The organism is Actinoplanes oryzae (genome assembly GCF_030757795.1).
Lineage (GTDB): Bacteria > Actinomycetota > Actinomycetes > Mycobacteriales > Micromonosporaceae > Actinoplanes.
The window spans coordinates 70,771-96,720 of sequence record NZ_JAUQWH010000011.1 but is presented as its reverse complement, the minus strand read 5'-3'; the positions used below and the strand labels follow the sequence as shown (position 1 = coordinate 96,720).

General features: G+C 73.8%; 21 protein-coding genes. 13 read left to right on the top strand and 8 right to left on the bottom strand.

Translation table 11 applies throughout. The annotated features are described in order from the left end of the window. Positions 1-92: 92 nt before the first annotated feature. Entirely contained in the window at positions 93-1,916 is a 1,824-nt protein-coding gene (locus tag RBH18_RS06415; protein WP_306205013.1) for a hypothetical protein, read from the bottom strand. A gap of 120 nt (positions 1,917-2,036) precedes the next feature. Between RBH18_RS06415 and RBH18_RS06410 the strand changes: the two genes are divergently transcribed. Further along, entirely contained in the window at positions 2,037-3,131 is a 1,095-nt protein-coding gene (locus RBH18_RS06410; RefSeq protein WP_306205012.1) for an MsnO8 family LLM class oxidoreductase, read from the top strand. On the opposite strand, the gene RBH18_RS06405 is transcribed toward RBH18_RS06410, so the two are convergent. Continuing rightward, complete coding sequence (locus RBH18_RS06405) at positions 3,116-3,790, bottom strand: CBS domain-containing protein (RefSeq protein ID WP_306205011.1); 675 nt, start codon at positions 3,788-3,790, stop codon at positions 3,116-3,118. The genes RBH18_RS06410 and RBH18_RS06405 overlap by 16 nt on opposite strands. A 201-nt stretch (positions 3,791-3,991) precedes the next feature. On the opposite strand from RBH18_RS06405, the gene RBH18_RS06400 reads away from it, so the two are divergent. The 8 genes from RBH18_RS06400 to RBH18_RS06365 all read left to right on the top strand — a co-directional run bounded on the left by RBH18_RS06400 (position 3,992) and on the right by RBH18_RS06365 (position 13,178). After that, positions 3,992-5,065 carry an ABC transporter ATP-binding protein gene (locus tag RBH18_RS06400; protein ID WP_306205010.1) on the top strand — a complete coding sequence of 358 codons (1,074 nt, stop codon included), beginning with the start codon at positions 3,992-3,994 and terminating at the stop codon, positions 5,063-5,065. Then, positions 5,016-6,182 (top strand): ABC transporter substrate-binding protein, encoded by a 1,167-nt coding sequence (locus tag RBH18_RS06395; protein WP_306205009.1) that lies wholly within the window; start codon positions 5,016-5,018, stop codon positions 6,180-6,182. Before RBH18_RS06400 ends, RBH18_RS06395 begins: the two co-directional genes overlap by 50 nt. Next, entirely contained in the window at positions 6,179-7,009 is an 831-nt protein-coding gene (locus tag RBH18_RS06390) for an ABC transporter permease (protein ID WP_306205008.1), read from the top strand. Before RBH18_RS06395 ends, RBH18_RS06390 begins: the two co-directional genes overlap by 4 nt. Next, positions 7,006-7,809 (top strand): ABC transporter permease, encoded by an 804-nt coding sequence (locus tag RBH18_RS06385; RefSeq protein ID WP_306205007.1) that lies wholly within the window; start codon positions 7,006-7,008, stop codon positions 7,807-7,809. The genes RBH18_RS06390 and RBH18_RS06385 overlap by 4 nt, the downstream gene beginning before the upstream one ends. Before the next feature lie 92 nt (positions 7,810-7,901). After that, positions 7,902-8,885 (top strand): L-histidine N(alpha)-methyltransferase, encoded by a 984-nt coding sequence (locus RBH18_RS06380; protein ID WP_306205006.1) that lies wholly within the window; start codon positions 7,902-7,904, stop codon positions 8,883-8,885. Next, positions 8,882-10,297 carry a class I SAM-dependent methyltransferase gene (locus RBH18_RS06375; protein WP_306205005.1) on the top strand — a complete coding sequence of 472 codons (1,416 nt, stop codon included), beginning with the start codon at positions 8,882-8,884 and terminating at the stop codon, positions 10,295-10,297. Before RBH18_RS06380 ends, RBH18_RS06375 begins: the two co-directional genes overlap by 4 nt. Next, complete coding sequence (locus RBH18_RS06370; protein ID WP_306205004.1) at positions 10,297-12,804, top strand: prenyltransferase/squalene oxidase repeat-containing protein; 2,508 nt, start codon at positions 10,297-10,299, stop codon at positions 12,802-12,804. Before RBH18_RS06375 ends, RBH18_RS06370 begins: the two co-directional genes overlap by 1 nt. Next, positions 12,801-13,178, top strand: coding sequence for a hypothetical protein (locus tag RBH18_RS06365; RefSeq protein ID WP_306205003.1), 378 nt, complete (start codon positions 12,801-12,803; stop codon positions 13,176-13,178). The genes RBH18_RS06370 and RBH18_RS06365 overlap by 4 nt, the downstream gene beginning before the upstream one ends. Before the next feature lie 7 nt (positions 13,179-13,185). Here the strand turns inward: RBH18_RS06365 and RBH18_RS06360 are convergent, their stop codons facing one another. After that, complete coding sequence (locus RBH18_RS06360) at positions 13,186-13,695, bottom strand: hypothetical protein (RefSeq protein WP_306205002.1); 510 nt, start codon at positions 13,693-13,695, stop codon at positions 13,186-13,188. 165 nt (positions 13,696-13,860) lie between these two features. Between RBH18_RS06360 and RBH18_RS06355 the strand changes: the two genes are divergently transcribed. Continuing rightward, positions 13,861-14,973, top strand: a complete 1,113-nt coding sequence (locus RBH18_RS06355) for an RCC1 domain-containing protein (RefSeq protein ID WP_306205001.1) — start codon at positions 13,861-13,863, stop codon at positions 14,971-14,973. 41 nt (positions 14,974-15,014) lie between these two features. Then, positions 15,015-15,815, top strand: a complete 801-nt coding sequence (locus tag RBH18_RS06350) for an SAM-dependent methyltransferase (RefSeq protein ID WP_306205000.1) — start codon at positions 15,015-15,017, stop codon at positions 15,813-15,815. A 10-nt stretch (positions 15,816-15,825) separates the two neighbouring features. On the opposite strand, the gene RBH18_RS06345 is transcribed toward RBH18_RS06350, so the two are convergent. Together RBH18_RS06345 and RBH18_RS06340 are read right to left on the bottom strand one after the other, a co-directional pair. Beyond that, on the bottom strand, positions 15,826-16,797 hold the full coding sequence (locus RBH18_RS06345) for an NAD-dependent epimerase/dehydratase family protein (protein ID WP_306204999.1): 972 nt from the start codon (positions 16,795-16,797) through the stop codon (positions 15,826-15,828). Between the two features lie 80 nt (positions 16,798-16,877). After that, positions 16,878-17,339 carry a nuclear transport factor 2 family protein gene (locus RBH18_RS06340; protein WP_306204998.1) on the bottom strand — a complete coding sequence of 154 codons (462 nt, stop codon included), beginning with the start codon at positions 17,337-17,339 and terminating at the stop codon, positions 16,878-16,880. Positions 17,340-17,421: 82 nt separating this feature from the next. On the opposite strand from RBH18_RS06340, the gene RBH18_RS06335 reads away from it, so the two are divergent. After that, a complete protein-coding gene (locus tag RBH18_RS06335) occupies positions 17,422-17,859 on the top strand; it encodes a MarR family winged helix-turn-helix transcriptional regulator (protein ID WP_306204997.1) in 438 nt (145 codons plus the stop codon). Positions 17,860-17,945: 86 nt separating this feature from the next. Here the strand turns inward: RBH18_RS06335 and RBH18_RS06330 are convergent, their stop codons facing one another. From RBH18_RS06330 to RBH18_RS06320, 3 genes are all read right to left on the bottom strand, one after another. Beyond that, positions 17,946-21,536, bottom strand: coding sequence for an alpha-L-rhamnosidase (locus RBH18_RS06330; RefSeq protein ID WP_306204996.1), 3,591 nt, complete (start codon positions 21,534-21,536; stop codon positions 17,946-17,948). Between the two features lie 167 nt (positions 21,537-21,703). Next, positions 21,704-22,483: a S1 family peptidase gene (locus RBH18_RS06325; protein WP_306204995.1), complete on the bottom strand. Its 780-nt coding sequence runs from the start codon at positions 22,481-22,483 to the stop codon at positions 21,704-21,706. Between the two features lie 128 nt (positions 22,484-22,611). After that, on the bottom strand, positions 22,612-24,111 hold the full coding sequence (locus RBH18_RS06320; protein ID WP_306204994.1) for a sulfatase family protein: 1,500 nt from the start codon (positions 24,109-24,111) through the stop codon (positions 22,612-22,614). A 442-nt stretch (positions 24,112-24,553) separates the two neighbouring features. Here RBH18_RS06320 and RBH18_RS06315 point away from each other — a divergent pair, with 442 nt between their 5' ends. Then, entirely contained in the window at positions 24,554-25,597 is a 1,044-nt protein-coding gene (locus RBH18_RS06315; RefSeq protein ID WP_306205017.1) for an NAD(P)-dependent alcohol dehydrogenase, read from the top strand. Positions 25,598-25,950: the final 353 nt, after the last annotated feature.

Below are 25,950 nucleotides of genomic sequence, written 5' to 3'. Positions count from 1 at the left end.
GCCACCCCGGTCAAGGTCCCCGCCAGTACGTCGAAGGTCGTCATGCCCCGTACGGCGTAACACCGCACCGTACAAGTCGTACGTGCGCGCCCTCACACCCGCCAGCGCACCGGGCCGGGCTGGTAGCGCAGCATCGCGCCGGTGCGGACCGAGGCCCGCAGGTGCGCCCCGGCCAGGGGCGCGACCGTCTCGATGCGCTCGATCGCCGTCCGTACCGCCCGGGTCACGCCGACCCGGGCCCGCTCGGCCTCCGCGCTGGGCCGGCGCCCCCGCCCGCCGAGCCCCGTGGCCCGCCGCAACTCGTCCAGCAACGCCGCCCGCTCGGCCGCCAGCCGCGTGGCCCCGTCCGCGTCCCCGGCCCGGTCCGCCGCCGCCAGCCCCTCGTCGAGCACCGCCAGCCGCCGCCGGAACGCCGCCCGCCCCGCGTCGTCGAGCACCGGGTCGGGCGCCCGGCTCCGCAGTCCGGCGCCGCCGGCGGCCAGGTCCAGCGCGGCGATCTCGTGCCCCGGGGCGGCCAGCAGCGCGCGCAGGTGGTGCAGCCCCACGCTGTCCCGGATCCGCCCGGACTCGCCGCCCGCCTCCAGCCGCCAATCGGCGCCCTCCCGGGACAGCACCCAGTGCGAGCCGCCGAGCCCCAGCCGCCGCCGGATGTCCCGAGCCCTCGCCGGATCGCCGCCGCGGCCCCGGGCCTCCAGTGCCGACGCCAGCCACGGCAACGCGCCGAGCCGCTCCGCGAGGGCGACGGCCCGGTCGAAGTGCTCCTCCGCCGCGGCGCCGTCCCCGGCACGCGCGGCGAGACGGCCGAGGTACTCGTCGACCGGGCCGGTGATCATGTTGGCGCCGCCCCACACGACGAGCCTTCCGGCGTACGGCTGCAGGGTCGCCCGCAGCGTGCGCACCGCGGTGCCGGAGCCGCCGAGCGACGCCACCAGGGCCAGATCGGCGACCGCGCCGAGCCAGCGGGGCCCGCCGCCGGCCAGCACCGCGGGCAGCAGCCGGTCGAGCTCCAGCAGGGCCTCGTCGACGCGTCCGGACACGGCCAGCACGCGGGCCGCCGTCGCCTCGTAGAAATGGCCCGGCAGCCGCCGCGCCAACGCCTGCAACGGCTCGATGTGCGACTCGGCCGTCCCGCGCAGCAGGGCGAGCTGCCCGGTCAGCGAGGCGGTCAGCCGGTCGGTGTCGGCCAGCCCGGCGCGGTGGCCGCGCTCGGCGACCTCCGCGGTCAGCGACTCCGCCGCCGCGAACCGGCCGCGCACGGTCGCCAGCACCGCCTGGCGCGACAGCACGACCACGGCGGCGGCCGGGTCGCCGTCCAGCTCGCCCGCCCGGGCGTACGCGGTCAGGGCCGCCTCGGCCGCGTCCAGCTCGCCCTGCTCGGCCAGCGCGATGAACCGCCAGAACAGCCCCTGCCGCTCGACGGCGGCGTGCCCCGCCTCCCGGGCGCGGACGACGATCTCGGACGCGACCTCGAGCCGCTCCGCCGCCGCGGCCGGATCCCACAGCGCGTGCAGGCGGCAGTCCAGCACCTCCGCCGTGACGCCCGGATCGCCCACCGTACGCGCGAGGGCCACCGCCTCCTCGACCAGCTCGCGCCGCCGGGCCGCCGCGGACGGGTCGCCGAGCAGCTCGCGGGCCAGCCGGGCCAGCACCCGGGCCCGGGTCGCCGGGGGCATCGGGCGGGCGGCGGCCGACTCCAGCAACCGGATCAGCGCCATGTCCAGCACCAGGAACCCGGCCCGCGACGGCGTGCCGAGCGCGAGCTCGACCACGGGATCGCCGGCGTCGCGGGGCAGCGTCGCCGCCAGCGCGAGGGCCGGCTCACGCCAGCCCGCGGTGGCCAGCCACACCGCATGGACCGCGTCGCGCGACAGGTCCGGGAGCAGCCCGGCCAGCTCCGGTTCGGTCAGCGGACCCATGGAACCATCGTGGCACGGGTGCTGGACCGTGGATCACCGGGCAGCTTCCTGCGGCGCCACCACGGCCTCGGTCCGGTGAACCGGGGAACAAAGGGGCCGCCCGGCCGCGCTGCACCTGGGGTGATCGACTCCGCGCCCCGCCTCTCCCTGCTCGACCGGTCCCGCACCCGCGCCGGCGAAGCGGAGTCCGCGGCCCTGCGCGGCACGGTGGACCGCGCGGTGCGGGCCGAACGCCTCGGCTACGACCGGATCTGGGTGGCCGAGCATCACGGCGTGCCGGGTATCGCGGGCGCGGCCCCGGCGGTGCTGCTGGCCGCCGTCGCCGGGGCCACGAGCAGCATCCGGGTCGGCTCGGCCGGCGTGATGCTGCCGCACCACCAGCCGATCGTGGTCGCCGAGCAGTTCGCCACGGTGTCGGCCTTCGCCCCGGGCCGGGTGGACCTGGGGCTGGGCCGCTCACCCGGCTTCACCCCGCCGGTGCGCCGCGCCCTGCGCCAGACCGACCGCGCCGTGGCCGCCGGCCGCGCCGACGCCGCCGGCCGCGCCGACGCCGCCGGCCGCGCCGACGCCGCCGGCCGCGCCGACGCCGCCGATCGCGACTTCGCCGCTGACCTCATCGAGGTGCGCGCCTTCCTGGAGGGGACGGCGGAGGTCGGTCTGCACCCGCGCCCCGACGGCCCGCTCCCGATGTACGTGCTGGCCACCGGCAGCGGCCTGGCGATCGCGGCCGAGCTCGGGCTGCCGGTGATCGCCGGCGGTCCGCTGCTGCGGGCCGGCGGCGAGGCGGCTCTGGCGGCCTATCGCCGGGACTTCCGGCCCTCCGCGCAGCAGCCGGAGCCCCGGGTGGCCGTCAGCCTCGACGTCCTGATCGCCGACACCGCCGAGGAAGCCGCCGACCTGCTGCTGCCCGAGGCGTGGGCGATGGCCCAGGCGCGGACGACCGGCGTCTTCCCGCCCCTGGAGCCGGTGAGCACGGTCAAGGCCGCCCCGCGCACCCCACGCCAGCAGCAGTATCTGGAGCAGACGGCCGCCGCGGCGATCACCGGCACCGCGGCGCAGGTCGAGCGGCGGGTCGCCGGGCTGCTCGACCGGACGGGGGCCGTCGAGCTCGTCGCCGCCGGCAGCACCTTCGACCGGGCCGCCCTGGCCGCCTCGGACGCGGCCCTGGCGCGCCTGTTCCGCCACGAGGAGGCGCGGAGTCAGGCGATCCCGTAGAAGGCCGTGGTCGCGTACGGCCCGTCGTCCAGCTCGAAGCCGACCTCGTTGCGCACGGCCACCACGCCGGGCACCTGCCGGACCTGACGCTCGAGCGACTCGACCGCCGACCAGCGGACGACCTGGCCGCGCAGGGTCACGAGGCCGTCGGCGACCTCGGCGCGCACGGTGTCCGCGTACGGCTGCAGGGCACCCGTACGCAGGTCGGCCAGGATGTCGTCGTCGGCCCGCAGGTGCACCTTGAGCAGGTCGCCGCGGGTGACGATGCCGATCAGCCGCCCCTCGTCGTCGACCACCGGCAGCCGCTTGACGTGCTCGGCGTCCAGCAGGCGGGCGGCGGCGGCCACGGTGCTGCCCGTGCGGATCACCACCGCCGGCGCGGTCATCAACTCGGCCGCCGTGGTGGCAGCCGCCTTGGCCCGCTCGCCCCGGCGCCGGCGGCCCTCGAACAGGCGCGGCTCCTCGGCGCCGGCGTACTCGATCTTGCGCAGCAGATCCGTCTCGGACACGATGCCCGCGACCCGCTGCCCGTCGTCCACCACCGGCACCGCGCTGAACCGGCGGCCCACCAGCAGATCGACCAGCTCCCGGTACGTCGCGGCGCCGGGCACCGCGACGACCGCCTTCGTCATGACGTCGTCCACCGACCAGGTCCTCATGACAGCACCTCCCTGAGGTCACCATTGACGCTACGAGTTCCGGCGGGACCTGGGCAGAGCCGAGGGGAACCGGCTGCCGGGACCTTCGGCCCTGGCAAAGCGGCCCGTCGCGGCGCAAGGTCACGGTGCCGGAATCCGCATCTGGCACGAAGATCCATTGGGGACAGACCGCCGCAAACGGACGTCGGCTAGAACAGCGGAATGGGCACGCACCCCGCGATCCGGCTCACCGGGTTGCGCAAGTCGTTCGGCCCGGTCGAGGCGGTGGCCGGGGTCGATCTCGACGTCGCGGACGGCGAGTTCTTCGCGATGCTCGGCCCGTCCGGCTCGGGCAAGACCACCGTGCTGCGGCTGATCGCCGGCTTCGAGCTGCCCGCCGCCGGCACGGTCGAGCTGGGCGGCCGCGACGTCACCCGGCTGGCGCCGCATCAGCGGGACGTCAACACGGTCTTCCAGGACTACGCGCTCTTCCCGCATCTCACCGTCCTCGAGAACATCGAGTACGGCCTCAAGGTGCGCAAGGTCGGCAGGCACGAGCGCCGCCGGCGCGCCGAGGAGGCCCTCGCCCAGGTGCGGCTCGCCGGGTTCGGCGCGCGCCGGCCGGCGGCCATGTCGGGCGGGCAGCGGCAACGCGTGGCGCTCGCCCGGGCGCTGGTCAACCGGCCCCGCGTGCTGCTGCTCGACGAGCCGCTCGGCGCCCTCGACCGGCGGTTGCGCGAGCAGATGCAGGGCGAGCTGAAGGCGCTGCAGCGGGAGGTCGGCATCACCTTCGTCTTCGTGACGCACGACCAGGACGAGGCGCTGACCATGAGCGACCGGGTGGCCGTCTTCGACGCGGGGCGCATCGTGCAGTGCGGCACACCCCGGCAGGTGTACGAGCACCCGGCCACCGCCTTCGTCGCCGGTTTCGTCGGATCGTCCAACGTCGTGAGCGGCCCGGCGGCGCGCGCCTTGTTCGGCCGTCCCGGCGCCTTCTCCGTACGCCCGGAGAAGCTGATCCTGCACGAAGCCGGCGCCCCCGGCACGGTGGCCGAGGTCGTCTATGCCGGGGCGGCGACCCGCTACGTGGTGGACCTGGACGCCGGGGCGCGGGTCGTCGTCCTGAAGCAGAACAGCGGCGCGGGCGCTGACGTGGGCGAAGGAGCGCGTACCCACGTCGCCTGGCACGACGAGCACGTGGTCGAGATCCCCTCCGGAGAGGACGTGGACGATGCACTTGCGACGGATGACAGCGTTGGCGGCGGCGAGCGTTCTGGCACTGGCCGCCTGCGGTGACAGCGAGGACAGTGCGACGGCCGAGGGGCCGCCGGAGATCGCGGCGCTGAGCACGCTCGGCGCGGGCGAGGGGCAGGTCAATATCGTCTCGTGGGCCGGGTACGTCGAGGACGGCTCGACGGACAGGACGGTCGACTGGGTCAGCGGCTTCGAGGGGGAGACCGGCTGCCAGGTGACCAACAAGGTGGCGGCCACCTCCGACGAGATGGTCACGCTGATGAAGACCGGCGAGTACGACGTGGTGTCCGCCTCCGGCGACGCGTCGCTGCGGCTGATCTACGGCGGGGACGTGGCGCCGGTCAACACGGACCTGGTGCCTCACTACAAGGACGTGTTCGACGCCCTGAAGTCGAAGCCGTGGAACTCCGTCGGCGGCAAGCCCTACGGCATCCCGCACGGCCGCGGAGCCAACGTCCTCATGTACCGCACGGACGTCGTCAAGCCCGCGCCCACGTCCTGGGGCGCCGTCTTCGATCCGGCCTCGCCCTATCGGGGCAAGATCACCGCGTACGACTCGCCGATCTCCATCGCCGACGCGGCGCTCTATCTGATGAAGACCCAGCCCGACCTGAACATCAAGAACCCGTACGCGCTGGACGACAAGCAGTTCCAGGCGGCCGTCGACCTGCTGAAGCAGCAGAACGAGACGATCGGCGAGTACTGGTCGGACTACACCAAGGAGGTGCAGGCCTTCAAGGCGGGCAACTCCGTGCTCGGCACCTCGTGGCAGGTCATCGTCAACCTCGCCCAGGCCGACAAGGCGCCTGTCGCGGCGGTGCTGCCCACCGAGGGCGCGACGGGCTGGTCCGACACGTGGATGGTGGCGGCGAAGGCCAAGCACCCCCACTGCGCGTACCAGTGGATGAACCACATCGTCTCGCCGGAGGCCAACGCGGCGGTCGCCGAGTGGTTCGGCGAGGCCCCGGCCAACAAGCTCGCCTGCGCGAAGACCACCGACAAGAACCACTGCGCCACGTTCCACGCCGAGGACGAGGCCTACTTCGACCAGGTCTGGTTCTGGACCACCCCGCTCGCCCAGTGCGTCGACGGCCGCACCGACGTGCAGTGCAAGGACTACGCCGCCTGGACCCAAGCCTGGACGACGATCAAGGGATGAGCCCGCGGGTACGGCTGGCGGCCCTGCTCGCCGCGCCGCTGGTGTGGTTGGTGGTGGCTTATCTCGGGGCGCTGGCCACGTTGTTCGTGTCGGCGTTCTGGACGGTGAACGGGTTCACGGGGGCGACGGTCAAGCGGTTCTCGTTGGGCAACTTCGAGACGATTCTGCGCGAGGACGTCTATCGCACCGTCACCTTGCGGTCGGTCGGGGTGGCGGCCGCGGTCACGGTGCTGTGTGCGGGTCTTGCGCTGCCGATGGCGTACTTCATGGCGAAGGTGGCCTCGGCGCGGTCGCGGCCGTGGCTGGTGATCGCGGTGCTCACCCCGCTGTGGGCGTCCTATCTGGTCAAGGCGTACGCGTGGCGGGTGTTGCTGGCCAACGGCGGACCGCTCGACACGCTGCTCGGCGGGCCCGGCCGCGGACCGGGTTACGGGCTGCCGGCGGTGGTGCTCGTGCTGGCGTACCTGTGGCTGCCCTACATGATCCTGCCGATCTATGCCGGGCTGGAGCGGCTGCCGGACTCGGTGCTCGAGGCGTCGGCCGATCTCGGGGCGCGGGGGTGGCGCACGTTCCGGGCGATCACCGTGCCGCTGATCGTGCCGTCGATCGTGGCCGGGTCGATCTTCACCTTCTCGTTGTCGCTGGGTGACTACATCACCGTGCAGATCGTCGGGGGCAAGACGCAGCTGATCGGCAATCTGGTCTACGCCAACGTGGGCGCCGCGAACAACCTGCCGTTCGCGGCCGCGCTGGCCACGATCCCGGTGCTGATCATGGTGATCTACCTCGTGGCGGTGCGCCGCTCCGGCGCGCTGGAGGAGCTGTGAGGCTGACGTTGCGGGTGGTCATGGCCCTCGGGCTGGCCTTCATCTATGTGCCGCTGCTGCTGGTGCTGGTCAACTCGGTCAACGGGGACCGCACGTTCGCCTGGCCGCCGCGCGATCTCACGACCCGCTGGTGGGCGGCCGCCTGGGCCAACGACGGCGCCAGGCAGGCGTTGCTCACGTCGGTGCAGGCGGCGCTCGGTGCCACGGCGATCGCGCTGGTGCTGGGCAGTCTCGTCGCGTTCGCCGTGCACCGGTTCGCGTTCTTCGGCCGGGACACCCTGTCGCTGCTGATCGTGCTGCCGATCGCGCTGCCCGGCATCGTGACCGGCATCGCCCTGGACAGCGCGTGGCGCTCGGTCATGGGGGAGCTGGGCATCGGCAAGGGCTTGTTCTCGGTCGTGGTCGGGCACGCGACCTTCTGCGTGGTGACGATCTACAACAACGTGCTGGCCCGGCTGCGCCGCACCGGCACCAGCCTGGAGGAGGCCTCGGCCGATCTGGGAGCCAGGCCAGTTCAGACCTTCCGGTACGTGACCTTCCCGCTGCTGCGCTCGGCCCTGCTCGCGGGCGGCCTGCTGTCCTTCGCCCTGTCCTTCGACGAGATCATCGTGACGACGTTCACCGCCGGGCCGGGCGTGACGACGCTGCCGATCTGGATCTTCACCAACCTGTTCCGCCCCAACCAGGCGCCCGTGGTGAACGTCGTCGCCGCGGTGCTGATCGTGCTCTCCGTGGTGCCCGTCTGGCTGGCCCAGCGGCTCGCCGGTCCGGCCGCCGGCGCCGGTCGTACCGGCCACTGAGAGTGAACGTCGGAGGGCCGGGGCGTTGCGTGCGCGGATATGCTTGACATTGCGTCACGGACTCTGATGATGGTCAAGACATGGAGCACGATATGGCCAGCTCTGCGGAGCGCGGCCCCTCGGCCGGTGCCGATGCCGAGGCGAAGGCGCCGTCCTTCTTCGAGCGTGCCGACCATCACGACGCCGTCGTCCAGGGCCTGCTGTCCGGTGTGCTGCCCCTGAAGTTCGCCTATGCGGGCAGCGCCGCCTACACCCACGACCGGCTCGCCCGCGGCGAGGGCTACCAGTCGGTGACGGGCCTCGGCACGCTCGCCCGCCGGGCGCTGAGCGAGCTGCGGGAGCCCGGCGCGGGTCCGGTGCGCCTCGCGGAGATCGGGCCCGGCAACGGCCGGCACACCGCGGAGGTGTTCCGCCAGCTGCGGCAGGACAAGTTCCCGCCCGTCTCCTACCTCGCCCTGGACTTCAGCGAGACGCTGCTCGAGGTGGCCGCCCAGCGGCTGCACGGCGATCCGCTGCTCGCCACCGGCCTGCACCACAGCTTCTGGGACGTCGAGTCCGGCCCGACCGCGGCGATCGAGGAGTGGCGCGCGGGCGACGCGGCCTCGCTCTCGGTGCTCTTCGTGGGCAACACGCTGGGCAACCTGGAGGATCCGGTGGCGGCGCTGGCGCACGTGCGGCACAGCGTGCGGGCCGGCGACCGGCTGATCCTCGGCGTCACCCTGCGCGACCCGGCGGACGATGTCGAGGCGCTGCGGGCGCCCTATCTGACCGAGGTCTTCGAGGACGCCGCCCTGGAGCCGCTGCTGGCCCTGGGCATCGACCGCCGCCTGCTCGACCTGTCGATCGTGTACGACGCGTCCGCCGATCAGGTGGTCGGCGAGGTGCGGCTGCTCGGCGCGGTGCCGGCCGGTGAGGCCGAGGTGCCCGCGGGGCACACCGTGCGCTGCTTCCGCTCGCGGCGGTTCGATCTCGACGAGGTGCACGCCATCGTCAGCGCGGCGGGGTGGAAGCGGGAGGCCGACCACCTCGAGCCGGGGACCCGGCACGCCGTCGTCACCGCGTCGAGCCCCGGGTGAGCGTGACCCCGGACGCGGCCGGGGAGCTGCTCACCGCGGCGCGCGAGGCGCTCGGCGCGTACTTTCTCGGGGTCACCGGCACCGACGAGCAGGTGGTCCGGCTGCCCGAGGGCGCCGCCGCCGACCTGGCCCGGGTGCTGGCCGGCCGGGCCGGCACCGTCCGCCAGATCGTGCCCTGCTCGGGGTGGCAGGACGCCGACCTGTTCGTGCTGATGCCCTGGCGGGAGCGGGCGGCGCGGGGCGCCCGGGTGCACCGGCTCTACCTGGTGCCCTACGGCAATCCCGACCTGGCGCCCGTGCTGCGCGAGCGCGACCTCGACCGGGACAGCCGCATCGACGCGCACCTGCTGCACCTCGAGGTGATCCCGCGCGCGCCGGTGCCCATGACGCACACCTGGCTGATCGACGAGGACGTCGTGGTCTTCGAGGAGCACGGCGACACCGGCCCGGCCGGGTGGGTGGTGAGCCGGCGGCCCGAGGACGTCCGCGTGGCGGTCGAGCGCTGGCAGCAGCTGTGGTCCAACCGGCACGCGCTGGCGCACCGGCCGCCGCACCTGGCGGAGCCGCTGCTGGAGTCGGCCGACATGCTGCACTCGCTCGCGCAGGTCGCCTGCACCGGGCACTACGTCGACCCGGTGAGCTGCGCCTGGTACCACGGCATCTGGCAGTACCTGCGCCTGTTCGACATGGTGAGCAGCCCCAACTGGCACATCGGCTTCTACTCGGGCGTGCTGCGCGAGCAGCTGCGGGGCCGGGTGCAGCCGCGCGTGCTGATCACCGGCGCCGCCGACTACGGGATGCTGGCCTGCGTGCTCAACGCGGCCGGGCCGGGGGTCGCGCCCGACGTGCACGTGCTCGACGTCTGCCTCACCCCGCTGCTGGCCAACCGGTGGTACGCCCGCCGGCGCGGCGCGGAGATCACCACGCACAACGTCGACTTCGTCCGGGCGGGCGAGCAGTTCGTGGCGGAGCAGGAGCCCTTCGACCTGATCGTCTCGGACGCGTTCCTGACCCGGTTCCCCTCCGACGACGCGGCGACCGTGGTCGAGAACTGGCGCCGGCTGCTGCGGCCGGGCGGGCAGGTCGTCACGACCGTGCGGATCTACGAGGAGGCGGGCGCGGCGGCCGGGGCGACGCTGGTCACCGAGTACGGCATGCGGCTCTACGAACGGGCGAAGAACTCGTTCTGGCTACTGAAGATCGACTTCACCGAGCTGCTCAGCGCGGCCCACCACTACGCCAAGCGGATGCGCAGCTCGGACCAGCTGGGCGGGGCCGACCAGGTGCTGGACTTCCTGCGCCGGCACGGCTTCGAGGTCGTCCGGTCGGAAACCGCGACGGTGGCCGGTGAGCTCGCCGGATGCGACTATCTCCGCATCGTCTGTCGCGTGGCCGCCGAGCGGAGTGCGTGATGTGGGAGAGGGCGGCCCGGGCCGGGCCCGGCGCGACCGGGTCGCCGGCATGGCTGCGCGCCGCCGGCGAGGACATCCGCGCCGCGCAGGCCGAGGCCCTCGGCGGCATCGAGCCCCTGCTGGCGCTCCGGTGCGGCCTGGCCACAGGGATGAGCGCTCTGGAGGTGCGGGTCGCCGCACGCGGCCGCCCGCCCGTGCTGCTCGTGCTGCCGGCCGCCGACCTGCGGGCCGCGGTGTTCCGGGGGACCGATCCGCTGGCCGTGGTGGCGCACGCGTTCGTGGCCCGCGACCGGCCGCTGCCCCCGGCGGACCAGCTGGGCCTGGCCCCGCACGCCCCGCCCCGGATCCCCGCCGCCCCCGACGCCGCCGGCGCCGACCTGGCCGCCCGCATCACCGCCGCCCTGGCCGCGAAGCTCGACGTCGTGGTGGTCGGGGACGAGGGCTCGGGCAAGGCCGTCAGCGCCGCCCGGGCGGCCCGGCTCTTCTCGGCCGAGGGCGGCGCCGCCGTCTGGATCGACCTGCGCGCCGGCGCGAAGAGCCCGCCCACCGTGGTGTGGGAGCTGCTGCGGCTGCCCCGGCACGACCGGGTCCTGGTCGTGGTGAGCCGGCGGGCGCTGGTGGCGGGCTTCCAGGACACCCGCACGATCATCAGCCGGCTGCGGCACGCCTTCGACCTCGACCTGCGGCTGCTCACCACGGACACCCCGAGCGCGGTGGCGGCCATGCCGGCCCTCTACGGCTTCTACGAGCAGGTGCCCGTACGCCAGCCGGTCGCAATGCCCGGTCAGGACGCCGCGGTCATGTACTGGTTCGCCTGCCTGGGACTCTTCGGCATCCAGCCGCTCGTGGCCGTCGCCGACCGGCGCTACCACCCGGAGCAGTTGCACCGGCTGCAGCAGCGCGAGCTCATCCATCTCACGGCCGTGGACGGCCAGGTCTACTACCGGCTCGGCGCCGGCGTCACCCCGACCGCGCTGGTGGCCGGCCAGGCCGGGCTGCCGGGCCGGGCGGCACCCGGCGAGCTGATCTGGGCGTACCTGAAAATGGCCGGCGCCGATGCCGGGCGCGCGCCCCTCGAGCAGCTGGACCTGGTCGGCTTTCCCGGCCGCGACGGGCACGCGCGGGTCGAGGGCAGCCGGAACCTGACCTTCAGCTGGGAGCTGCTCTACCGGCTCGGGGAGCAGCTCGACCGCTACTGTGCCACGAACCCGGACTGGGACGACAACGTGGGCGCCGCCGTCTTCGCCGCGGAGGCGCTGGCGGAGCTGGGGCACGCCGAGCAGTGGCGGCGGGTGGCCGGGTTCGTGCGCGGCCGGCTGAGCTACGACGTGCCGGGCGAGCTGCCCCGGGCCACCGGCGGGCCGACGCTGGAGGAGGGCGACTTCGCGCGCATCCAGGCCAACATGATCGCCGAGGACGCGTTCCTGGGCGCGCGGTGGCCGGCGCCCCTGCTCGGGACCGGCATCGACAAGGCGCGGTTCCACAGCACCTGGATGCTGGGCGTGCTGCTGGGCTTCGAGGGGTCGGCCCTGGAGCGCTCGCCCGGGCGGCTCGACGCGCTGCTTGCCACCGCCCAGCGGCACTGCGCCGCGGACGGGCACTTCTATCCGCGCCGGGTGCCGTGGGTGACGGCCCGGATCGTGCTGGGCCTGTGCGGTGCGGGGCTGACCTACGCCACCGACGACGTGGTGCGGCGCGCCTGCGACTGGCTGGTGCGCCCGGTGCGCGAGGGCGGGGCCTACGCCGAGTGGTGGAAGGGCGGCACCGGCTCGTGGAACAGGGACGAGGCCACCACGGCCATGTGCGTCGTGGCGCTGCTGCGCGCCGGCGCCCCGGCCGGCGAGGAGGTCGGCAAGGCGGTGGTGTGGCTGCGCTCGCGGGTGGGGGAGTGGACGCGCCCCGGCCGGGAGATCGACCTGGCGCTGGCGCTGGAGGCGATTCTGCTCGGCGCCCACGACTGGCAGTCGTCCTACGGCCGGCTGCTCAACCTGCTGTCCTGGGCCAACGAGGAGTTCCGCGGCGGCCTGCGCGACCTGGGCCTGCCCGAGGGGACGCTCCGGGCGCCCTTCGCCGCGGCTCAGCTGGCGGCCCTGGTGCGCGTCGCGGTCAGCCGGGAGGCCGCGGCGCTCGTCGAACCGGCCGCGCCGGCCGCCGAGCGCCGGCCCGCGCCGGTCGAGCCGCGGCTGCCGGCGGCGGCCGGGATGCGGCTGCGCCCGTCGGTCACCCATTGGCGGGAGGTGACCCGGCAGATCGAGGAGCAGCTGGAGGCGCAGGTGCAACGGCGCCGCGCGGTGCTGCGCCGGGCCGTCCCGGGCGGGATGCCGATCGTGCAGGCGGCCTACGACCAGTACACCGCGCAGCTGGCCCTCTGCCGGGAGCTGCGCGAGCAGCTGCGCGAGCGGACACCCGCCGACGTGGTCGAGCGCCTGATCGAGCTGGGGGACACGGTGTGCGGCACGGGGTGGAACGGCGGCCTGTCGTACGACGACGAGGCCTGGCCCCGATGACCTCCTGGGACCGGTGGGTCGCCCGGCTGCCCGCGCCCGGGCTGCTCAACTTTCTCGCCGGTCTGTTCGCCGGCACCGGCATCAACCTGCTGACCTCCTCCGCGGTGGGTGACGGCGGCGGCCTGAGCGTGCTGACGGTCCTGGACTCGAGCGCCTGGGTGCTGGGGGCGGCGCTGGTCACCGTCGCGGCCACCATGCTGCAGAACGCCGAGGCCGAGGCGGCGCTGCTGGACAGCCCGATGTTCGAGGAGGCCGAGCGCCGCGAGATCCGCATGCTCCAGCGGCGCCCGATCGCCCGCCGGGCCGTGCTGCTGATGCTCGGCGGGCTGCTGTCGGTGGTCCTCGCCGTGGTTCTGCTGCCCCTGCTGTCCTGAACGGCGCTCAGCACGGCAGGTTGGGCACCGACCACCAGCCCGGCGGCCAGCCGGGAACCGGGAGCTCGTCCCCGACGGCGGCGACCGCGATGTCGCGCTGCCCGTGCCGCACGAGGAAGCGGTGCGGCGCGGCGTGCCGGGCCCGGGTCACGGTCGGCGCGACGATCACGAGCTCCATGGTCGCCCCGAACGGGTGGGCGGACACGATGCCGGCCCCGGTCGCGAGCGCCGACAGGCCGGCGCGCCACACCTCGCACTGGGCGGCCACCATCTCGCGGGCGGCGGGCTCGGCACCGGCCGGGTCGGCCAGCCGGGCGGCGAGCGCGTCGTCGCCGGCCCGCCCGGCCGCGATCAGGAACTCCTGGGCCACGGACAGGCGCAACTCGTCGGTGAGCGCCGTCCACAATGCCACGGTGCCGGTGCCGTGGTGCAGCACGCGGATCCACCGCAGGATCGTGTCGGCGCCGTCGCCGGGCTGCCGGATGCTGTCGTGTCTCGGCGAAGAACGGACGTCCACGGGTGTGCGGTCCCCCAACACGGCTAGTGGTGCCCGGCAATGGTCGGGCAAGATCAAGGGGAAATCAAGGATCATCTCTCAAAACAACGACATCCTTGAATGCGTGGGAGCGCTCCCGTAATCTTCCCGTAACTCTTCGGGAGGAGATCCGCCGTGTGGCGTCGGATGGTTCTTGCTGTGTCGGTGGCGTGCGGCATCCTCGCCGCGGCCGGGCCCGCGCGGGCGGCCGCCGCGCCGGAACCCGCGAGCGTGGCGGCCGGATACTCGCACTCCTGCGCGGTCCGGGCCGACGGCTCGCTCTGGTGCTGGGGCGGCAACGCCGGCGGCCAGCTCGGCGACGGCACCCGCACCAGCCGCACCGCCCCGGTACGCATCGGCACCGCGACGTGGACGAGCATCGACGCCGGGACCAGCTACACGTGCGCGATCCGCGCGGACGCGACACTGTGGTGCTGGGGCAGCAACGCACGCGGGCAGCTCGGCGACGGGAGCACGGTGACGCGTACCGCGCCGGTGCAGGTCGGCACCGCAACCTGGACCAATGTCAGCGCGGGCGACAGCCACACCTGCGCGGTCCGCGCCGACGGCACACTGTGGTGCTGGGGCTTCAACCGCCTCGGGCAGCTCGGCGACGGCGCCGTCACGTACATCGCGACCTCGCCGCTGCAGGTGGGCACGGCGACGAACTGGGCGAGTGTCACGACCGGGTTCGCGCACACGTGCGGTACGCGTACGGACGGGACGCTGTGGTGCTGGGGCGACAGCTCGGCCGGGCAGCTGGGCCTCGGCATCCTCAGCTACCAGACGACGCCCGCGCAGGTCGGCACGGCGACCGGCTGGGCGACGGTGACGGCCGGGTACACGTTCACGTGCGGGGTACGCACCGACGGCACGCTGTGGTGCTGGGGCGAGAACGGCTACGGGCAGCTCGGCGTCACCGGCACGTACCGGTCCTCGCCCGTCCAGGTCGGCACCGTGGCCACCTGGTCCGGCGTGAGCGCGGGGTTCGACACGGCGTGCGCGACGCGTACGGACGGCAGCCTCTGGTGCTGGGGCAACAACTCCGCGGGCCAGGTGGGCGACGGCACGACGACCCACCGGTACGCGCCCACCCGGGTCGGCACCGCCGCGACGTGGGCGAGCGACCTCGTGGCGGGCTACCACAACTGCGCCTTCCAGGCCGACGGCGGCCTGTGGTGCTGGGGCAACAACGCGAACGCCCAACTGGGTGACGGGACCGCGACCCAGCGCCCGGCGCCGCAGCGCGTACCCCTGTAGGCTGACGCTCCACAGTGGCTGACGCGGGCGGGAGTGCCGACGTGACGAACCCCGACTTCGACACGCTGGTGGCGCATCCCGCCCGCCGCTACGACTACTGGCTCGGCGGCAAGGACAACTTCGCCGCCGACCGGGCCTCCGGCGACGCGATCGAGCGGGCCTTCCCGGGCGTCCGCGACGCCGCGCTCGCCAACCGCGGCGTCCTGCGCCGCGCGGTGCACCACCTCGCCGCCGCCGAGGGCATCCGGCAGTTCCTCGACATCGGCACCGGTCTCCCGACCGCGAACAACACGCACGAGGTCGCCCAGGCGGTCGCCCCGGAGAGCCGGATCGTCTACGTCGACAACGATCCGCTGGTGCTCAGCCACGCCCGCGCCCTGCTCACCACCGAGCCCGAGGGCGCGACCGCCTACCTCGAGGCCGACCTGCGCGACCCGGCGGACATCCTGGCCCATCCCTCCCTCGCCCGCACGCTGGACCTCGCCCGGCCGGTCGCCCTGATGCTCGTGGCCGTCCTGCACTTCATCCCGGGCCGGGGTGCCGCGGCGCCCCTGGTCCGGCAGCTGCTCGAGCCGCTGGCGCCCGGCAGCTTCCTCGTCCTGACCCACGCGACGGCCGACTTCATGTCCCCGGCCGAGGCGCGGGCCGCCCTCGCCCTGGTCGAGCAGGGCAAGTCCGACTTCTGGCTGCGCGACCGCGCCGAGATCGAGGACATCTTCGCCGGCCTGGAGCTGATCGACCCGGGCATCGTGCCCAACTCGGAGTGGCGCCCGGACGCCGACACCCGCCCCCTCTCGCCGCAGGTCGCCAACTGCTGGGCCGGTGTCGCCCGCAAGCCCTGACGCGGCCCGCTCAGCGGCCTGACGGCTGCCCCGCGCGCAGGCCCGCGAGGCCGTCCTGGAACGTGACGCCCGGCCGGTAGTCCAGCTCGGCGCGGGCCCGGCCGATGTCGTAGCTGCGGTCGCGGCCCATGATGGCGATCAGCCAGTTGTGCAGCGGCGGCGGCGTGGGCCGGCGCACCGCCCGCGCGCCGAGATCGAGCACCCGGGCCACCGGCGAGGCGACGGCCAGGGGAATGCTGGGTGCCTTGCTGACGTCGGTGCCCAGCGCGCCGAGCACCGGGAGGAAGAAGTCGCGGACCGGCATCGGCGTGCCGTCGGTGACGTAGTAGACGCCCCGGTCCCGGCCACGCCGCAACGCCGCGGAGGTCGCGCTCGCGAGGTTGCCGGCGTGCACGAAGTCCATGACGTGCCGGCCCCCGTCGATGAAGGCGAAGCGGCCCGAGGCGGTGACGTCGTCGAGCGTCGTCATGCCGGCGCCCCAGATGAAGGGCGGACGCAGGATCACCAGCGTCATGCCGGGTGTGCCGGCGGCTGCCAGCGCCTGCTCGGTGGCGAGCTTGACCCGCGCGTACGCGATGAGGGGCCGCCCGGTCGGTGTGTCCTCGGCGACCACGGCCGGGCCGCGGTGCCTGCCCGTCGAGACGGCGGCGGCGCTGATGAGCACGAACCGCTCGACGCCCGCCGCGGCCGCCGCGGCGAACAGCGCGACGGTGGGCCGGTGGTTGTCCCGCTCGAAGCCGGCGTCCGGACCCCAGAACTCCATGCGCGCCGCCGCGTGGACCACGGCATCGCACCCCTTCAGGACGGGCAGCCAGTCCGAGCCGCTCAGGTCGCCACGGACGGCCTCCGCCCCCGCCCGCGTGACGCGCTCGGCGGCCTCCGGGCTGCGGGCCAGCGCCCGCACGGTGTGCCCCTCGGCGAGCAGGCGGCCGATGATGTGACGCCCGGCGAAGCCGCTGCCGCCGGTCAGGAAAATGTCCATGCCCCATCCTGGCCCGGGCGGCCGCCGGCGGGGAGTCGGGGATCTTCCTGGTACGGCCTTTACCACCCCGGTCCGGGGGCTCACACCCCCGCCGGGGCCGCCCGGGGGAGCCGCTGGGTCGGCAGCGGCGCGGTGAGGGCGATCGGGGTGATCTCCAGGCGATCGAAGCGCCAGCCGTCGGGGGTGCGCCGCGCCCCGTAATGGTGGATGCCGGCGCCGACGGCCTCGGTGTCGTCGGCGCTGACGAAGACGGCGAGGTCGTGGGCGCGCACGGTGGCGGTGTCGCCGTCGAGCTCGATGACGACGTTGGACTTGTTGTGCAGCGTGCGGGCGTAACGGTGCCGGTCGGGGCGGACCAGGCCGACCAGCGCCTCGATGCCGCGGGCCTCGCCGCGCGGGGAGCTGACGACCACGTCGGCGGTGAAGAGCCGGCCGGTCTCGTCGAAGCGGTGCTCGTCGATCCAGAGGCTGTGCCGGGCGACCAGGTCGGTCAGCTCGGCGCGGTCGGCCAGGGCGCGGATCAGGGCGTCGGTGCCGGTCATGACGGTCCTCCACAAATCGTTTGCCGCTCTAACGTTTGATCCCCGAACGATAGCACGGCGAACGGTTGGCTAGGCTGGTGCCGTGGACGATCCGAAACGGTGGGAGCGGCTGCCCAGCTGGCTGCTCACCCAGGCGGCGGGCCATGCGCACCGGCTCGTGGGCGAGGGGTTCGCGGCCGTGCAGGCGCGTGGCTATCACTACCGGCTGCTGGCGGCGCTGGCGGACGAGGGCCCGGCCAGCCAGGCCACCCTGGGGCGGCGCAGCGGCATCCATCTCAGCGACATGGTCGCCACGATCAACGAGCTCGCCGCGGCGGGCCTGGTCGAGCGCACCCCCGACCCCGGCGACCGGCGGCGCAACGTCGTCTCGCTGACCGCCGCGGGCCGCCGGCAGCTGCTCCGGCTGGAGAAGCGGCTCGCGGAGACCCAGGAGCAGCTCCTGGCGCCGCTGTCGCCCGGCCAGCGGCGGCAGCTGACCGACCTGTTGTCCACCTTGATTGAGCATCACCGGCAGGGCTGAGGAGCGCACCGTGCCCGCGCCGCCGAGGTCCCCGGCCGACCGGCGCGCACGTTCCGCCTGTCGGCCGAGGACCACGCCGCGTCGTGCTAAGCGGCGGTGAAGGTGTAGGCGCCGGAGGGCACCGCGAACACCGCCGCGCCGTCCGCGTACCCCTGGGGCACGGCTTGCGGCGGGGCGGTGACCGCCGCCGCCGAGGCCGCGGGGACCCGTACGGTCGCCGTGGTGCCCGCCGGGATCACCACCGACAGCGTCAGCCGGTCGCCGGTGCGCCGCCAGGACGAGCTCGCCGGGCCGTAGGGGGTGTCCAGCGCCGTCCGGGCGGACGTGAGCGTGCCGCCCGGGCGGGGCGCGATCAGCAGCGAGCGGTAGCCGGGCGCGGCCGGGGCGAGCCCGCCGACCTCGCGGTAGAGCCAGTCGCCGACCGAGCCGAGCCCGTAGTGGTTGAACGAGTTCATGCCCGGGTCCTGCAGGCTGCCGTCCGGGCGGATGCCGTCCCACCGCTCCCAGATCGTCGTCGCCCCGCGGGCGCTCATGTAGCCCCAGCCCGGATAGTCGGGCTGCTGCAGGATCCGGTACGCCGTCGCCGCGTGCCCGTGGCCGGACAGCACGGGCAGCAGGTTCTCCACGCCCATGAAGCCGACGGACAGGTGACCGTCCCGGGCGTCGACGGCGGCGGCGAGCTTGTCGGCGACGGCTTGGACGCGGTCGGCCGGGACGAGACCGAAGGCGAGCGCGAGCACGTACCCGGTCTGGCTGTTGCCGCGGACCGTCCCGTCGGCGGCGACGAACCGGGCCGTGAAGGCCGCGGCGATGCGGTCGGCCAGGTCCCCGTACGAGGCAGCCTGGGCGGTGCGCCCGGTGGCGGCCGCCATCCGCGACACCAGCCGGGCCGACCAGCCGAAGAACGCCGTACTGGTCAGGTCCTGCGCGGTCGGATCGTCCACGTTGAGCCAGTCGCCGTAGGTCTCGTGGTCGCGGATCAGGCTCGCGTCCGCGGTCGAGCGCAGGTAGTCGACCCACCGGGCCATGGCGTCGAAGTGCTCGTCCGCCGGGCCGAGGTCGCCGTAGCGCTGCCAGATCGTCCACGGCACGATCACGCCCGCGTCGCCCCAGCCCGCCTTGCCCGCGCCGTCGATGACCGCCGGGGCGACGTCGGTGTACGCGCCGTCCGCCCGCTGCGCGTCCACGAGATCGTCCGCGAACTTGGTCAGCAGCCCGTGCGTGTCGAAGTTGAACGTCGACGTGGCACCGAACGCGGCGATGTCCCCGGTCCAGCCCAGCCGCTCGTCGCGCTGCGGGCAGTCGGTCGGAATGGACAGCAGGTTCGAGCGCGCGCCCCACAGGATGTTGTGCTGCACCTGGTTGACGAGCGGGTCGCTGGTCGAGAACGAGCCGGTCGCCGCGCCGTCCGACCACGCCGCGAGCCCGGTCAGCAGGCCGGCGGTCAGCTCGCCGGGCAGGCCGGTCACCTCCACGTAGCGGTAGCCGTGCACGGTGAAGTGCGGCTCGAAGACCTCCGGCGCGCCCGTGCCGGCCAGCGTGAACGTGTCGGTGGCCTGGGCGGCGCGCAGGTTCGCCGTGTAGAGCGTGCCGTCGGGGTTGAGGATCTCCGCGTGCCGCAGGGTCACGCGCGTGCCGGCCGGGCCGGTGACGCGCAGCCTGTTCCAGCCGGCGAAGTTCTGACCGAGGTCGGCGATCCACACGCCGGGCTTCGGCTGCGTGATCGCGACCGGCTTCAGCTCCTGCTGCACGGTCACGCCGGGATCGACCTGCGCGACCAGCGGCGGCAACGCGCCGGTGCGCACGGTGACGGGCTGCTGGCCGCCCTCGATCCGCGCGTCCTGGTCCTCGCCGTGGTAGAGGTCGTCGGCCACGATCGTGCTCGCGGCGGAGGACCAGCTTCCGTCCGTACGCACCTCCGCGCCCGTGCCGTCCGCATACTCCACGGTCAGGAACGCGGAGTACCACGGCGACGTGCCGTAGCGCTCACTGCCCGCGAAGCCGACGTTGCCCGAGTACCAGCCGTTGCCGAGCAGCGCGCCGAGCGTGTTGCCGCCGCGCTTGAGCGACCGGGTGACGTCCTGCACGCGGTACTGCAGCCGCTTCGTGTAGTCGGTCCACCCCGGCGCGAGACGCTCGTCACCGACCTTGGTGCCGTTGAGGTAGGTCTCGTGCAGCCCCAGCGCCGTCGTGAAGAGCCGCGCCCGGGCGACCGGCTTGGATATCGCAAAACCCTTGCTCAGGTACGGCGCCGGCGCCGGCACGGTGACCTGCGAGCCCCAGGGACCTCCGCCGTACGCGACGCCCGCCCGGGCCGCCGGCCACGCGCTGTCGTCGAAGTCCGGCCGTTGCCAGCCGTCCGGCGCCTCGCGAGCCGCCCGCCAGGACGCGTCGCTGACCACTGTGGTCGCCCCGGCGACCAGCTTGACGAGCACGCCCGCGGGCCCGGCCGAGCTGTTCGTGGCCGCGACCGCGATCGTGTTGGCGCCGGCGCGGAGCTGCGCGGTGACGTCCACGGTGGTCGCGCGCTTCCACGAGTCGGTGGCCCGGCGCGAGACGCTGACCGGGACGCCGTTGACCCAGACGTCGGCGGTGTCGTCGCCGGTCACGACGAGGGTGGCCGCGCCGGTCGCGGGCAGGTCGACCGTACGCCGGAAGGAGCGCGTCGCCGCCGGCACCTCGACCGCCGGATCGCCCTCGGGGAACCAGATCCACGACGCGCCCGTGACTCCGGGCTCGGCCGGGCCGCCGATGAACTCCGCGGGCCACTCGGCCGCCGCGTCGTACAGGCCGGTGTCGAAGCGGGCCGGGGAGCTCCACGCGCTCGGCCGCCCCTGGGCGTCCCAGACGCGCACCCGCCAGTGATAGGTGCGGTTGCTCGCCAGCTCCGGCCCGCCGTACGCGACGTCGACGCCGGTGCCGGAGGCGACGACGCCGCTGTTCCAGACGTCGGCCGCGCGCGGCGAGGTGCCGACGGTGAGCTGGTAGCGGCCCTGGACCTGGCCGCCCTCCCGCGACACCAGCCGCCAGCCGAAGCGGGGCTTCGCCGCGTCGATGCCCACGGGATCGGTGCGCCGCTCGACGGACAGTCCTGTGACGCGCACCGGGGAGGCGGCGTGCGACCGCGGGGGAGCTACCGCTCGTCCCCAGGGCGCGATGCCGTACGCCCCGAGGTCGCGGACGCCGGCGCCCGAGGCCTGCCAGGACTTGTCGGTGACCAGGTCGACGGTGCCCGCGGCGCTCGCGACCCGGAGCCGCCCGAGCAGCCCGCCGGGGCCGCTGTCGTTGCGGACGGCGACGGTGAGGGTGTTGGTGCCGGGGCGCAGGGCGGCGGCGAGGTCGACATAGCGGGCCTGCCGCCAGGAGCCGGCGCCGGCGGGCGAGTTGGCGAGCCAGGTGTCGTTGAGCCGGACGTCGACGGCGTCGTCGCCGGTGACGACGAGCTGCGCGTCGGTCCAGGGGCCGGCGGGCGCGGTGAAGGTGCGGCTCAGCGTGCTGGTGGTGCCCTCCGCCCGGATCCAGTGGGCGGGGGCGAGCGAGACGGGGGCCGTGCTGGTGGCTGCCGGAGGCTCGGGTGCGGGTGCGGGTGCCGCGGCGGCGGGCGCCCCGGCCGGGAGACCGGAGAGGGCCAGGACGGCGGTGACGGCGAGGGCGAGCGGTCGGATCGGGGATGCCATGCGGTTCTCCTCGGTGGGGGGAGTTGCGCGGGCGCCTCATTTGCACGTTTCAATTCATCGAGGCTCCTCGAACTTAAGCCCCGGGCCGCCGATCGGACAAGGTTCCGTACAGAAAGGATCGCCGCCACCCGGCGTGGGCGACGGCGCTCCGAGGGTCGTGCGGGTGTTCAGCCGGCGGCGATGATGTCCTTGATCCAGCCGGCGATGTTGTCGGTGCGGGCGGGGCTCTCGACCTCGGTGTGCGGGCAGCTCGGCCCGTTGCTCACCACGGCCACGAGCTCCGGGCCGCCCCAGCGCCGCTCCCGGAAGAACGGGCCGCCCGAGTCGTACGGGCAGGGGGTCGTGTTCGCCTGCGGGGCGAGACCCTTGACGCCGAGCGTGGCGTCCTGCAGCGAGACCACCTGGAGCTGGCCCGTCTGCAGGTGGTCGACCGCCACCGGGTTGGTGCTGGTGAGCGAGCCGTAACCGGTCAGCCGCAGCACGTCGCCGACCTCGGGGGCCTTCGACGAGATCTTCAGCGGCTTGATGCCCTCGGCGGGGGACGCCAGCTTGGCCACCGCCACGTCGGCGGTGGGCGACTGGTGCACCTCGACGATCTCGGCGCTGTGGCCGCCCGGGCTGGTCCGGACGTCGGTCTTGCCCACCGTGGCCAGCGTGGAGGCCGCGACCGGGCGCTCGACCCGCACGCCGTTCTCGTCCCGGAAGCAGTGCCCGGCCGTGACCACCCAGTCGGCGGCCACGAGCGAGCCCGAGCACCCGCTGTTACGGGTGCCGCCGCCCAGGACCGGGATGCCGGTCATGACCAGCTTGACGGAGAAGCTGTACTTGCCCTCCTTGACCGGCTCCCCGTTGGCGATCGCATTGGCCGAGCCGGACAGTGCGATCCCCGCGGCCACCACGGCGGTCGTGGCGACCGCGAGGAAGCCCCAGGTAGTTCTGCGTCGCACGAATAGTCTCCTAGCGTCGCCGGATAGATCAGTGCGCATGCCACGCTAGTAAGTCCATTCAAGACCCTCAACTCGGGGGCGTGGACGGGCAGTCTTTGTGACCCTGCGTGCCCGGCGAGGTGTGCCGGTCACCACTGGCCGGCGGCTTGACAGGCCTGTTGCCCCCGGCAGGTACTCAGGGCGGTCATCGCGCTCCGCAATCGCGCCCGCCGTTCCGGGCTGAGCGTGCCGGCGATGTTGTGCGCCTGTTCCGGGTCGGCGGCGTTGTCGTAGTACTCGGGCGTCCCGTCGCCGTACTCGATGTAGGTGAAGCCCGGCGTCCGGATCGCCCGGTAGTCGGGCGGGTTCGCGTTGCGCCACGGCTGGTAGTCGGGGTCCTTCGGGTCGCGCGGCGGCCCGTGGTGCTCGACGAGGGCGACCTCCCGCCAGTCCGCCGGCTGCGCGCCCGTGAGCAGCGGCACCAGGCTGACCCCGTCGACGCCGGCCGGCGCCGGGGCCCCGGCGAGGTCGGCGAAGGTCGGGCGCAGGTCGATGTTCTCGGCCGGGGCGGAGACCGTGGCGCCACCTGCGATCCCGGGTCCCGCGGCGATCAGCGGCACGCGGACGTCGGTGTCGAAGGGCGTCTGCTTGCCCGGCATCAGCCCGTGCTCGCCCATGTGCAGGCCGTTGTCGGAGCTGAAGATCACGACGGTACGGTCGGCGACGCCCGCCCGCTCCAGCGTGGCCTGCAGTGCGGCGACCATCCGGTCGACGGCCTGCACCGCCCGCACCCGCTGGCGGAAGTCCCGGTCGATCGAGGCGATGTCGGCCGCCGTCAGCGGCCCGTGCCCGGCGATCCACGGCGTCGGGTTCGTGGGCAGCTTGCCGAACGAGGCGTCCCGGGGCGCCTTGACGTCCGGGAACCGCTTCGCGTCGCGCGGCGCCGGGGTGTAGGGCAGGTGCGGCGCGTAGGTCGCGATCTCGGCGACGAACGGCTTGCGCGCCGCCGCCGAGGCCGTGATGAACGCGTTCGCCTTCCTGCTCAGCACGTCGGTGATGTAGTCGGCGGGCTTGTTCCCGTACGCGACGATCCTGGAGTTCTCGAGCAGGTTGTAGTTGAACCCGGCGTACGCGTCGCCGCCCGCCGCCCACGTCGACCACCCAGGTGGCACGTGCTTGGAGCTCGCCTGGAAGCCGTTGATGTACTTGCCGAAGAAGCCCGTCCGGTAGCCCGCCCGCTGCAGATCCGTGGCGAACGTGGACTTCTCGTTGCCGTACCGCTGGAAGGTCGGCAGTCCGCCGTCCGGCCCGGTGTTCGTGAAGACGCCGGTGTTGTGCGGATATTTGCCGGTGAAAATCGAGGCGCGCGACGGGCAGCACAGCGAGTCCGTGACCGTGTACTGCGAGAAGGACGTGCCCTTCGCCGCGAGGGCCTGGACGTGCGGCATGTACTGCACGAGATTGGTCGCCAGGTCGTCGGTGAGGACGAAGACGATGTTCAAGGGACCCTCGGGCCGGCCGACGGCGGCCTGCGCCACGGACGCCGGGGGAGGGGCCGCCGCGGAGGCGGACGGCGGGGTCGCGGGCCGGTCCGCGGAACAGGCGGTCAGCCCGGCGAAAACCAGGATCGGGGCGAGGAGTCTCCGCACGGGGTGCACCTTACGGACACGCATTCGGGGCACGAACGGGAAGGTCAATGTTCCGGGCGGGACAACAAAGGCTCACCAAGCGTGCTCGTGTCATTGTTGTACGTACTTTTCGCAGGTCAGAAATGGTTCCCGGAATCTTGGGCGAGCCGGTCAAGTATCGATACACGCAAGATTTTCTGGAGGCTTGGCCCGCCATTCGCCGGCCGTCCGGCTTTTCTTAACGTCGGGACCAGGCGCTCGTCGCCGGCCGCGGTGCGTATGACGATCGCGGGGTATGTCAACGGCCTGCTCGCGCTCGGCGTCGACCACACCACGTGCGGGGAAAATCACGGACAGTTGGCGCTGATCGGGCGGCGTATGTGATTTTGATGGGGGTATCCGGTGCGGGGGACCGCCATCGGATCCTTCGCCACTTGGTCACCTCTTCGCTCGGGAGCTCGTCATCTTCACCGTCAACGCCATAGCTGCCCCGTCGGCCACCGAGCCGCTCGTCCGCGCCACGATCGAGCGCCGCGACGTCGGCCCGGACGACGTTCTCATCGAGATCCGGTACGCCGGGATCTGCCACTCCGACATCCACACCGTGCGCGGGGAGTGGGGGCCGGTGGCGTACCCGCTGACCGTCGGCCACGAGATCGTCGGCGTGGTCGCCGAGGTGGGCCCGTCGGTATCGCGCTTCGCGGCCGGCGACCGGGTCGGCGTCGGGTGCATGGTCAACTCGTGCCGCGAGTGCGACAACTGCAAGGCCGGCCAGGAGCAGTACTGCCTGAAGGGCAACGTCGGCACGTACGCCTCGGCCGACCGGGACGGCACGATCACGCAGGGCGGCTACTCGACGCACGTGGTCGTCGATCAGGACTTCGTGCTGCGCGTGCCGGAGAGCATCCCGTACGAGAAGGCCGCCCCGCTCTTGTGCGCCGGCATCACCACCTACTCGCCGCTGGCGCACTGGAACGCCGGGCCGGGCAAGAAGGTGGCCGTGGTCGGCATGGGCGGCCTCGGTCACATGGCCGTCAAGATCGCCGCCGCGATGGGCGCCGAGGTGACCGTGCTCTCGCAGACGCTGGGCAAGAAGGACGACGGGCTGGCGTTCGGGGCGACCGGCTACTTCGCGACCAGCGACCCGGCAACCTTCGAGGCGCTGGCGAACACGTTCGACCTGATCGTCAACACGGTCAGCGCGCCGATCGACATGGCCGCGTACCTGGGGCTGCTGCGCCTGGACGGCACCATGGTCAGCGTGGGCGCGCCGCCCGAGCCGCTGCCGGTGCAGGTGTTCTCGCTGTTCGCCAACCGGCGGTCGTTCGCCGGGTCGAGCATCGGGGGGATCGCCGAGACGCAGGAGATGCTGGACTTCTGCGCCGAGCGGGGGATCGCGCCGGAGGTCGAGCTGATCGGCGCGGACGCGGTGAACGAGGCGTACGAGCGGGTCGTCTCCTCCGACGTACGGTACCGCTTCGTCATCGACATCGACTCGCTGCGCTGACGGCCCGGGCCGGGCGGCGCTGACCGCCCGGGATCCGTCATCCAGGCCCCCATCGCGCGTGTGCGACCGGGCGGCGCTGCTGTCGGGCGTGGGCTCGCGTCCCGGGCGTGGGTTCGCGCCTCGGGCATGGGCTCGCGCCTCGGGCGTGGGTTCGCGCCTCGGGCGTGGGCTCGCGCCTCGGGCGTGGGTTCGCGCCTCGGGCGTGGGCTTACGTTGCCCGTCCGCCGGGGGTGCGGGGGCCGGCCGAGCCTGTGGCGGCCTAGTGAACCGGGCGGGCGTGGGACGGCTGGACGTGGGCCGGGCCGGCGTGCGGCGTCCGGACCTGGCCCGGGCGCGGGCGCGGCGGAGCGCCG